Source organism: Pantoea sp. Pa-EAmG, from assembly GCF_030024295.1.
GTDB lineage: Bacteria > Pseudomonadota > Gammaproteobacteria > Enterobacterales > Enterobacteriaceae > Pantoea > Pantoea dispersa.
On sequence record NZ_JASEWO010000038.1, the window covers coordinates 24,012 to 31,382 of the forward strand.

Annotated in this window: 6 protein-coding genes; 4 read left to right on the forward strand and 2 right to left on the reverse strand. The window is 57.8% G+C overall.

Translation table 11 applies throughout. The features are described from left to right. Positions 1–4 precede the first annotated feature (4 nt). A complete protein-coding gene (locus QMM04_RS07840; protein ID WP_021509925.1) occupies positions 5–1,306 on the reverse strand; it encodes an MFS transporter in 1,302 nt (433 codons plus the stop codon). Positions 1,307–1,670: 364 nt separating this feature from the next. Between QMM04_RS07840 and uxuA the strand changes: the two genes are divergently transcribed. From uxuA to uxuR, 4 genes are all read left to right on the forward strand, one after another. Further along, positions 1,671–2,849 carry a mannonate dehydratase gene (uxuA, locus tag QMM04_RS07845; RefSeq protein WP_282995946.1) on the forward strand — a complete coding sequence of 393 codons (1,179 nt, stop codon included), beginning with the start codon at positions 1,671–1,673 and terminating at the stop codon, positions 2,847–2,849. 64 nt (positions 2,850–2,913) lie between these two features. Beyond that, entirely contained in the window at positions 2,914–4,395 is a 1,482-nt protein-coding gene (locus tag QMM04_RS07850) for a fructuronate reductase (RefSeq protein WP_282995947.1), read from the forward strand. Beyond that, positions 4,392–5,810: a glucuronate isomerase gene (gene uxaC / locus QMM04_RS07855; RefSeq protein WP_282995948.1), complete on the forward strand. Its 1,419-nt coding sequence runs from the start codon at positions 4,392–4,394 to the stop codon at positions 5,808–5,810. The genes QMM04_RS07850 and uxaC overlap by 4 nt, the downstream gene beginning before the upstream one ends. Positions 5,811–5,884: 74 nt before the next feature. Continuing rightward, positions 5,885–6,661 carry a Uxu operon transcriptional regulator gene (gene uxuR / locus QMM04_RS07860; RefSeq protein ID WP_031280188.1) on the forward strand — a complete coding sequence of 259 codons (777 nt, stop codon included), beginning with the start codon at positions 5,885–5,887 and terminating at the stop codon, positions 6,659–6,661. Between the two features lie 427 nt (positions 6,662–7,088). Here uxuR and QMM04_RS07865 read toward each other — a convergent pair. Next, positions 7,089–7,371 (reverse strand): Fic family protein (locus QMM04_RS07865; protein ID WP_282995949.1); only part of this gene is annotated, 283 nt, incomplete at its 5' end.

Here is a 7,371-nt window from a genome sequence, read left to right on the forward strand (position 1 = left end):
TACTTCATTGGGTCGCTGAACGACGCTCAGCAATAAACGCAATCAGGAAGACTGCACCGATCAGGTCAAAAAAGCCCATGGCGACAAACAGCGGGTTAAAGCCGATTTTGTCAGCCGTCACGCCAATCACCAGCGAAAACAGGAAGCTGGAGATCCAGGCAAATGAGCCGCGCATGCCATTCACCGTGGCCATCTGGCCCTTATCGAATTTTTCCACCACCAGCGCACTTAACATGCAGGAGATGATCTGATGACCAAAACCGCCAATTGAGATCAGGGCAATCGCGACATAGGGGTCTTTGGTCATCGCCACCAGTGCCAGCGACAGCATCAGAAAGGCGCCGGTGACCGAGCTGGCGACAACGGAATTTACCTGCCTGAAGCCAAACAGCCGGGTATAGATGCGCGTCAGGTAGCCGCTGGCTGCACTGCCGAGATCCGCCGCGAGGAACGGCAGCCAGGCGAACATGGCAATCTGTTTCAGGTCCATTCCCAGGTCTTTTGCCAGATAGAGCGGTACCCAGAAGCTCAGCACGCCCCATGCCGGTTCAGCCATAAAAGCGGGAATGGCGATACCGTAAAAACGCTTGTTTCTGGAGACGGTTTTCAGGGCTTTGAAAAAGGGCAGTTTGACCGCCGGTGGCTCATTATCCTGACGAATAAAGGCCAGCTCATCGCTGCTGAGATTCGGGTTACGTTCCGGATCGCGATACAACAGCCACCACAGCACCACCCAGCCCAGAGCCAGACAGCCGGTAAACAGGAATGCGCCCTGCCAGCCGAACGAGGCGTGGGCAAAGTAGATGATGGGAGGCGCCAGCATGGCGCCAATCGAGAAGCCGACGCCGGCCCAGCCGGCCGCAATTGGACGCTCTTTTTTCGGGAACCATTCACCAATCACTTTGGCGTTAGCCGGCGTGGCGGCCGCTTCAGCTCCGCCCATCACAAAGCGCAAGATGGCGAGGTGCAACCAGCTGGCGGCGCCGGCATGGAACAGACAGGCCAGCGCCCAGATGGTGGCGCAGATGAAGAAGCCGAGTTTGAGGCCAATGACGTCAATCAGCCAGCCGCAGATCGGTTGAAAGAAGGTATAAGCCAGCTGAAAAGCGCCGACTATCCATGAATATTGTTCTGTGGTGATGCCGAGACTGGTTTTCAGCTCGGGGGCCAGAATGCCTAACGAGTTACGGGTAATGTAGTTGACGGTGACGCCGGCCAGAAACAGCACCAGCACCCACCAGCGCAGATGACGGATGACGCGTTTCGTGCCGGTTGCGGCAATCCCTGGATTCAAACTGCGGTTCATCGGATTCTCCATTCATTATTAACAGCATGTGTGAGCAACGTCTGTGACTGCCTGGCCGGAGGTGGAGTCCATACCGGCCAGCGCATAACCCCTGGCCCTTGATTGCCGGGCGTGGCGTGATGCGTCCTGTTTTAACCATCCGCCGGGAGTGAACCACAGTTAGGCCAGGTGGTCGCCAGCCTGATGCGGTATTTGTGATCTGGTTAACCAAAATCATTTATCAGGTTGACTTCCGCCGATGAAAAGCTGAATTTGACGCTGCGCAGGCACTTTTTACGACTCAGAAAGCGCTTCGCTTGTAAAATTGGTCAACCAAAATGGAAGGGCTTTGAGAGTGATGCTCAGGCCCGCAGGAGAGAACGACATGAAGCAGACCTGGCGCTGGTATGGCCCTGACGATCCCGTTTCACTCGCCGATGCCCGACAGGCGGGCGCTACCGGCATTGTGACTGCCCTGCATCACATCCCTAACGGCGAGGTGTGGCCGGTGGAGGAGATTTTGCAGCGCAAAGCGATGATTGAGGCGGCCGGGCTGGTCTGGTCGGTGGTGGAGAGTGTTCCGATCCATGAGGAGATCAAAACTGGCAGCGGGCAGTGCCAGCAGTGGATCAGCAATTATCAGCAGTCGCTGCGCAATCTGGCGCAGTGCGGCATCCACACCGTGTGCTACAACTTCATGCCGATTCTGGACTGGACGCGCACCGACCTGGCGTTCGAGCTGCCGGATGGCGCGAAAGCGCTGCGCTTCGATCAGATTGAATTTGCGGTATTTGAGCTGCATATCCTGCAGCGTCAGGGAGCAGAAAATGATTTCAGCTCTGACGAGATAGCCCAGGCCGCTGCGCGCTTCGCCAGCATGAGCGAAGAGCACAAGCTGCGGCTGACGCGTAACATCATCGCCGGATTACCTGGCGCGGAAGAGGGCTACACGCTGGCGCAGTTCCGTGCTCAGCTGGCGCGTTATGACGGCATCGACAAAGCCCGGCTGCGCGAAAACTTCGCCACGTTTCTGCGCGGCATTATCCCGGTCGCTGAAGAGGTCGGTATCCGCATGGCGGTACATCCGGACGATCCGCCGCGCCCGATTCTCGGCCTGCCGCGTATCGTTTCCAATGCCGACGACCTGCAGTGGATGATCGACACCATCGACAGCCCGGCCAACGGCTTCACGATGTGTACCGGCTCCTACGGCGTACTGGCGGAAAATGATTTAGCCGGCATGGTGAAACGTTTTGGGCCGCGCATCTATTTTGCCCATCTGCGCTCAACCCGGCGTGAAGCCAACCCCAAAACCTTTCACGAAGCCGCGCACCTTGGCGGCGATGTCGATATGTTTGCGGTGATCAAAGCGATTGCCGAAGAGGAGCAGCGCCGTCGTAATGCGGGGCAGGAAGACCTGATCCCGATGCGGCCCGACCACGGGCATCAGATGCTGGACGATCTGCATAAGAAAACTAACCCGGGTTATTCCGCGATTGGCCGGCTGAAAGGTCTGGCTGAGATTCGTGGCGTTGAGCTGGCGATACACCGCGCCTTTTTCTGACGCCGGTCGCCCTGTACCGCTTGCCCGGCGGACGCGCAGTCGCGCCGGACACTGAGGAGTTCACATGCAACACAACCTTGCCGACGCCAGCATTAAGGTGGCGCGGCCCGCATGGCAGCAGCAGCGGCTGGTGCCGCGCATCGTGCACATCGGCTGCGGTGCGTTTCATCGCGCGCATCAGGCGCTCTATCAGCACCATCTGCTCGAGATGAGCGACAGCGACTGGGGCATTTGCGAGGTCAACCTGATGTCGGCCAGCGGCAGACAGCTGGTGGAACAATTGCGCGCGCAGAATTTGCTCTACAGCGTCACCGAGCAAGGCGCGACGCGTCATGACGTCAAAATCATTGGTTCCGTACACTCCGCGCTGCACCCGGCGCTGGACGGTTGTGACGGCATTCTTAACGCGCTTGCCCGCGCGGAAACCGCCATCGTCTCGCTGACGGTAACCGAAAAAGGCTATTGCACTCATGGCGCAACCGGCGAACTGGACAGTACTCATCCGCTGATCGTGCACGATCTGGCCCATCCCCGGCAGCCGAAATCCGCCATTGGCTTTATCGTTGAGGCGCTGCGCTTGCGGCGTGAAGCCGGGTTAGCGCCTTTTACCGTGCTGTCATGCGACAATCTGCGTGATAACGGCCACGTCGCGCGGGCTGCGGTCATCGGTCTGGCACAACGGCAGGATGCGGCGCTGGCGGCATGGATTGAGCAACAGGTTACATTTCCCTGCACCATGGTTGACCGCATCGTGCCGGCCGTGACGGAAGAGACGCAGCGCGAGATTACCGGGCTGCTGGGCATCGCCGATCCCTGCGGTGTCGCCTGCGAACCGTTTCGTCAGTGGGTGATTGAAGATAACTTCGTGGCGGGACGTCCCGACTGGCAGCGCGTTGGTGCGCAATTTGTTCCGGATGTCGCCCCCTACGAGTTGATGAAACTGCGTCTGCTGAATGGCACGCACTCGTTTCTGGCGTATCTTGGCTACCTCGGCGGTTGTGAAACTATCGCAGATACTATGCAGCTGCCCGCTTACCGTCAGGCTGCGCTGTCGCTGATGCTGACTGAACAGCGTGCCACGCTAACGATGCCAGCAGGCAGCGATCTGAACGCGTATGCGCATCAACTGCTTGAGCGCTTCAGTAATCCGTCGCTGCGCCATCGCACGGCGCAAATTGCCAGCGATGGCAGTCAGAAACTGCCACAGCGCATGCTGGATTCGCTGCGTTATCATCTGCACCACGGCAGTGACTGCCGGCATCTGCTGCTCGGCATCGCGGGCTGGATGCGTTATATCCTCGGCGAAGACGAGAAGGGCGAGCGCTACCCGGTGGCTGATCCGCTGGTCGCGAAGTTTGAGCGGATTAATCAGCAGTTTCCTTCAGGCCCCGCGCGCGTGCAGGCGCTGCTGGGCATTAACGAGATCTTTGCGGACGATTTACCCGCCAATCCGGCCTTTGTTGCCGCCCTGCAACACACCTATGACCGCCTGTGCCAGCAGGGTGCCAGAGTCGCGGTTGCATCCCTCAATCCGGAGGCCAAATGAAGCGCTTTATGGATGATGATTTTCTGCTGCACAGCGAGGTGGCGCGTCGCCTGTATCACGACGTGGCGGCGCAGATGCCGATCTATGATTACCACTGCCACCTCAATCCGCAGGAGATTGCAGAAGACCGGCAGTTTGCCAACCTCGGGCAAATCTGGCTGGAGGGCGATCACTACAAATGGCGCGCACTGCGCGCGGCGGGCGTAGAGGAATCATTGATCACCGGCAACACCACCAGCGATTACGATAAATACCTGGCCTGGGCGCAGACCGTGCCGAAAACGCTCGGCAATCCGCTCTATCACTGGACGCATCTGGAGCTGCGCCGGCCGTTTGGCATCACTGACACGCTGTTTGGACCGGAAACCGCACCGCGCATCTGGCATGAGTGTGCAGAGAAGCTGGCCACCCCTGAATTTTCCGCGCGCGATATTATGCGCCAGATGAATGTCCGCATGGTGGGCACCACCGATGATCCGGTTGACTCCCTGCAGTATCATCGTCAGATAGCTGAAGACAGCAGCTTTGATATTGAGGTGGCACCGAGCTGGCGTCCGGACCGGGTGTTCAAGATTGAACTGGAAGGATTCACCGATTACCTGACCCGGCTGGAAGCCGTCGCAGATGTCAGTATCGACAGCTTTGATGCGCTGCGTGTGGCGTTACTGCGCCGACTGGACCACTTTTCCGCCCATGGCTGCCGTGCCGCCGACCACGGCATTGAAACGCTGCGCTATGCTGCGGTGCCAGCCGACAGCGTGCTGGATGGCATTCTCGCCAGACGCCGCAGCAATGCGGCGCTGAGCGAGCTGGAGATTGCGCAGTTCAGCACCGCTGTGCTGGTGTGGCTGGGCGCGGAGTATGCCCGCCGTGGCTGGGCGATGCAATTACATATCGGTGCGATCCGCAATAACAGCACGCGCATGTTCCGTCAGCTCGGCCCGGACAGCGGTTTCGACTCCATCGGCGATCATCCTGTTGCCTGGCCGCTGGCGCGCCTGCTGGACGCGATGGACACCAATGACCAGCTGCCAAAAACCATTCTTTACTGCCTCAATCCGCGTGACAACGAAGTGCTGGCTACCATGGCGGGTAACTTTCAGGGCGCAGGGATGGCGGGCAAGATGCAGTTCGGCTCTGGCTGGTGGTTCAACGATCAGCGTGACGGGATGCTGCGGCAATTAGAGCAGCTGGCGCAGATGGGGCTGCTCAGCCAGTTCGTTGGCATGCTGACTGATTCGCGGAGTTTTCTCTCATACACGCGGCACGAATACTTCCGCCGCATTCTGTGCAATCTGTTTGGCGAGTGGGTGCGTGACGGCATTGTGCCGCACGATGAAGCCGCGCTGGGCGCGATGTTGCAGGATATTTGCTTCCATAACGCCCGACGCTACTTCAGCCTTAACCCACGGTGAAAATCACGCCCTGTGTTATAGTGCAGGGTAGAAAATTTGGCGGCCTAATGTCTGAACCAGCAGAAAAGAGCGTTATGAAACCACAAGCTTCAGCACAGCGACCCTATCAGGAAGTGGGCGAGATGCTTCGCAACATGATTACGCAGAAACAGTACGCGATTGGCGAGCGATTGCCGCCAGAGCGTGAACTGGCGATGCTGCTGAACGTCACGCGCACGCTGGTGCGTGAGGCGCTGATTATGCTGGAGCTGGAAGGGTTGATTGAAGTGCGGCGTGGCGCAGGCATTTATGTGATCAACGACACGCCGGCACCGCGTGCCGCTGCGCAAACCGCCTGCAATGCGGCCGGGCCGTTTGAGATGCTGCAGGCCCGCCAGCTGCTGGAGAGCAATATCGCCGAATTCGCTGCGTTACAGGCGACGCGCGAGGACATCATCAAAATGCGCCAGGCGCTGGCGCTGGAAGAGCGTGAGCTGGCGTCAGGCGCGGTAAACGACAGCGAAAACGGCGACCGCAATTTTCATCTGGCGATTGCCGAAGCCACGCACAACAGCATGCTGGTGGAGCTGTTCAAACAATCCTGGCAGTGGCGCGAAGACAATGTGATGTGGAGCCAGCTGCACCGGCATCTGATCAATACCAACTACCGCAAAAAGTGGCTCGACGATCATAAAAAGATCCTCGCCGCCTTAATCAAGAAAGACGCGCGCGCCGCGAAACAGGCGATGTGGCAGCACCTGGAAAACGTCAAGCAGCTGCTGCTGGAGTTTTCTGATGTGGACGACATTGATTTCGACGGCTATCTGTTTGAGTCATGGCCGCTGTATGCCACTAACGGATCGGATAATTAGCCTGGCGACAGGGCTTCAGAAAACATTCGCGCGGCCGCGTTGCTGCCATTCAGTCAATGAAACCGCAATTCGCACAATAGCCGGAGCGGCGCGATTTATCGCCTTGTGTGGAGTTTATTTACCGGGCTCATGAGATTGTGTGAAGCCTGATGGCCCATCAGATTGCCGAGCCAGAAGGGGACGTGATGTTGTTTCAAAGCTTTGATATACTCTTGAGGCTATAGTGTCTTACGCAACTGCACTGATGTAGAGAGGGCTTAATGAGCAACAACAGAAAAAAAGCGCATTCAGGTTATGCTAAACCTTCTCGCTCCGACATCATTCGCTCAGTAGCGACGTCAACGGCTGTTGAAACTGGCCAGTCTTCAGCTAGCGTCGAGGCTTCACTGGAAGCCGCGCGCAAAAAATTCGCGCATCTTCGCCTGGCTTAGTGCCTTCTCAATGCCCGACTGACCCAGTATTTCATTGGCGCGTAGTCCATTGACATACCAGCATGAATAGCCGAAATATACTGAGTTTTATTCTGCTCCCAGCTTTGATAATCCAGCGGCTTGTATCCTCCCTGAACCGCCATGACATCAGCTAACAGCCGCGACAAACGTCCGTTTCCTTCTCTGAAGGGGTGTATGAGTATCAGCTCGACATGGGTAACGGCGATAGCGATGATGAGTTCTTCTTCGTCCATGTCGTTACAGGGCGTGTAATGGGCA

Excerpts from the sequence above, each read along its gene's own strand:
- uxuR (WP_031280188.1), top strand. The coding sequence starts at position 5,885 with ATGAAACCACAAGCTTCAGCACAGCGACCCTATCAGGAAGTGGGCGAG.
- uxaC (WP_282995948.1), top strand. The coding sequence starts at position 4,392 with ATGAAGCGCTTTATGGATGATGATTTTCTGCTGCACAGCGAGGTGGCG.
- QMM04_RS07840 (WP_021509925.1), bottom strand. The coding sequence starts at position 1,306 with ATGAACCGCAGTTTGAATCCAGGGATTGCCGCAACCGGCACGAAACGC.
- uxuA (WP_282995946.1), top strand. The coding sequence starts at position 1,671 with ATGAAGCAGACCTGGCGCTGGTATGGCCCTGACGATCCCGTTTCACTC.
- QMM04_RS07850 (WP_282995947.1), top strand. The coding sequence starts at position 2,914 with ATGCAACACAACCTTGCCGACGCCAGCATTAAGGTGGCGCGGCCCGCA.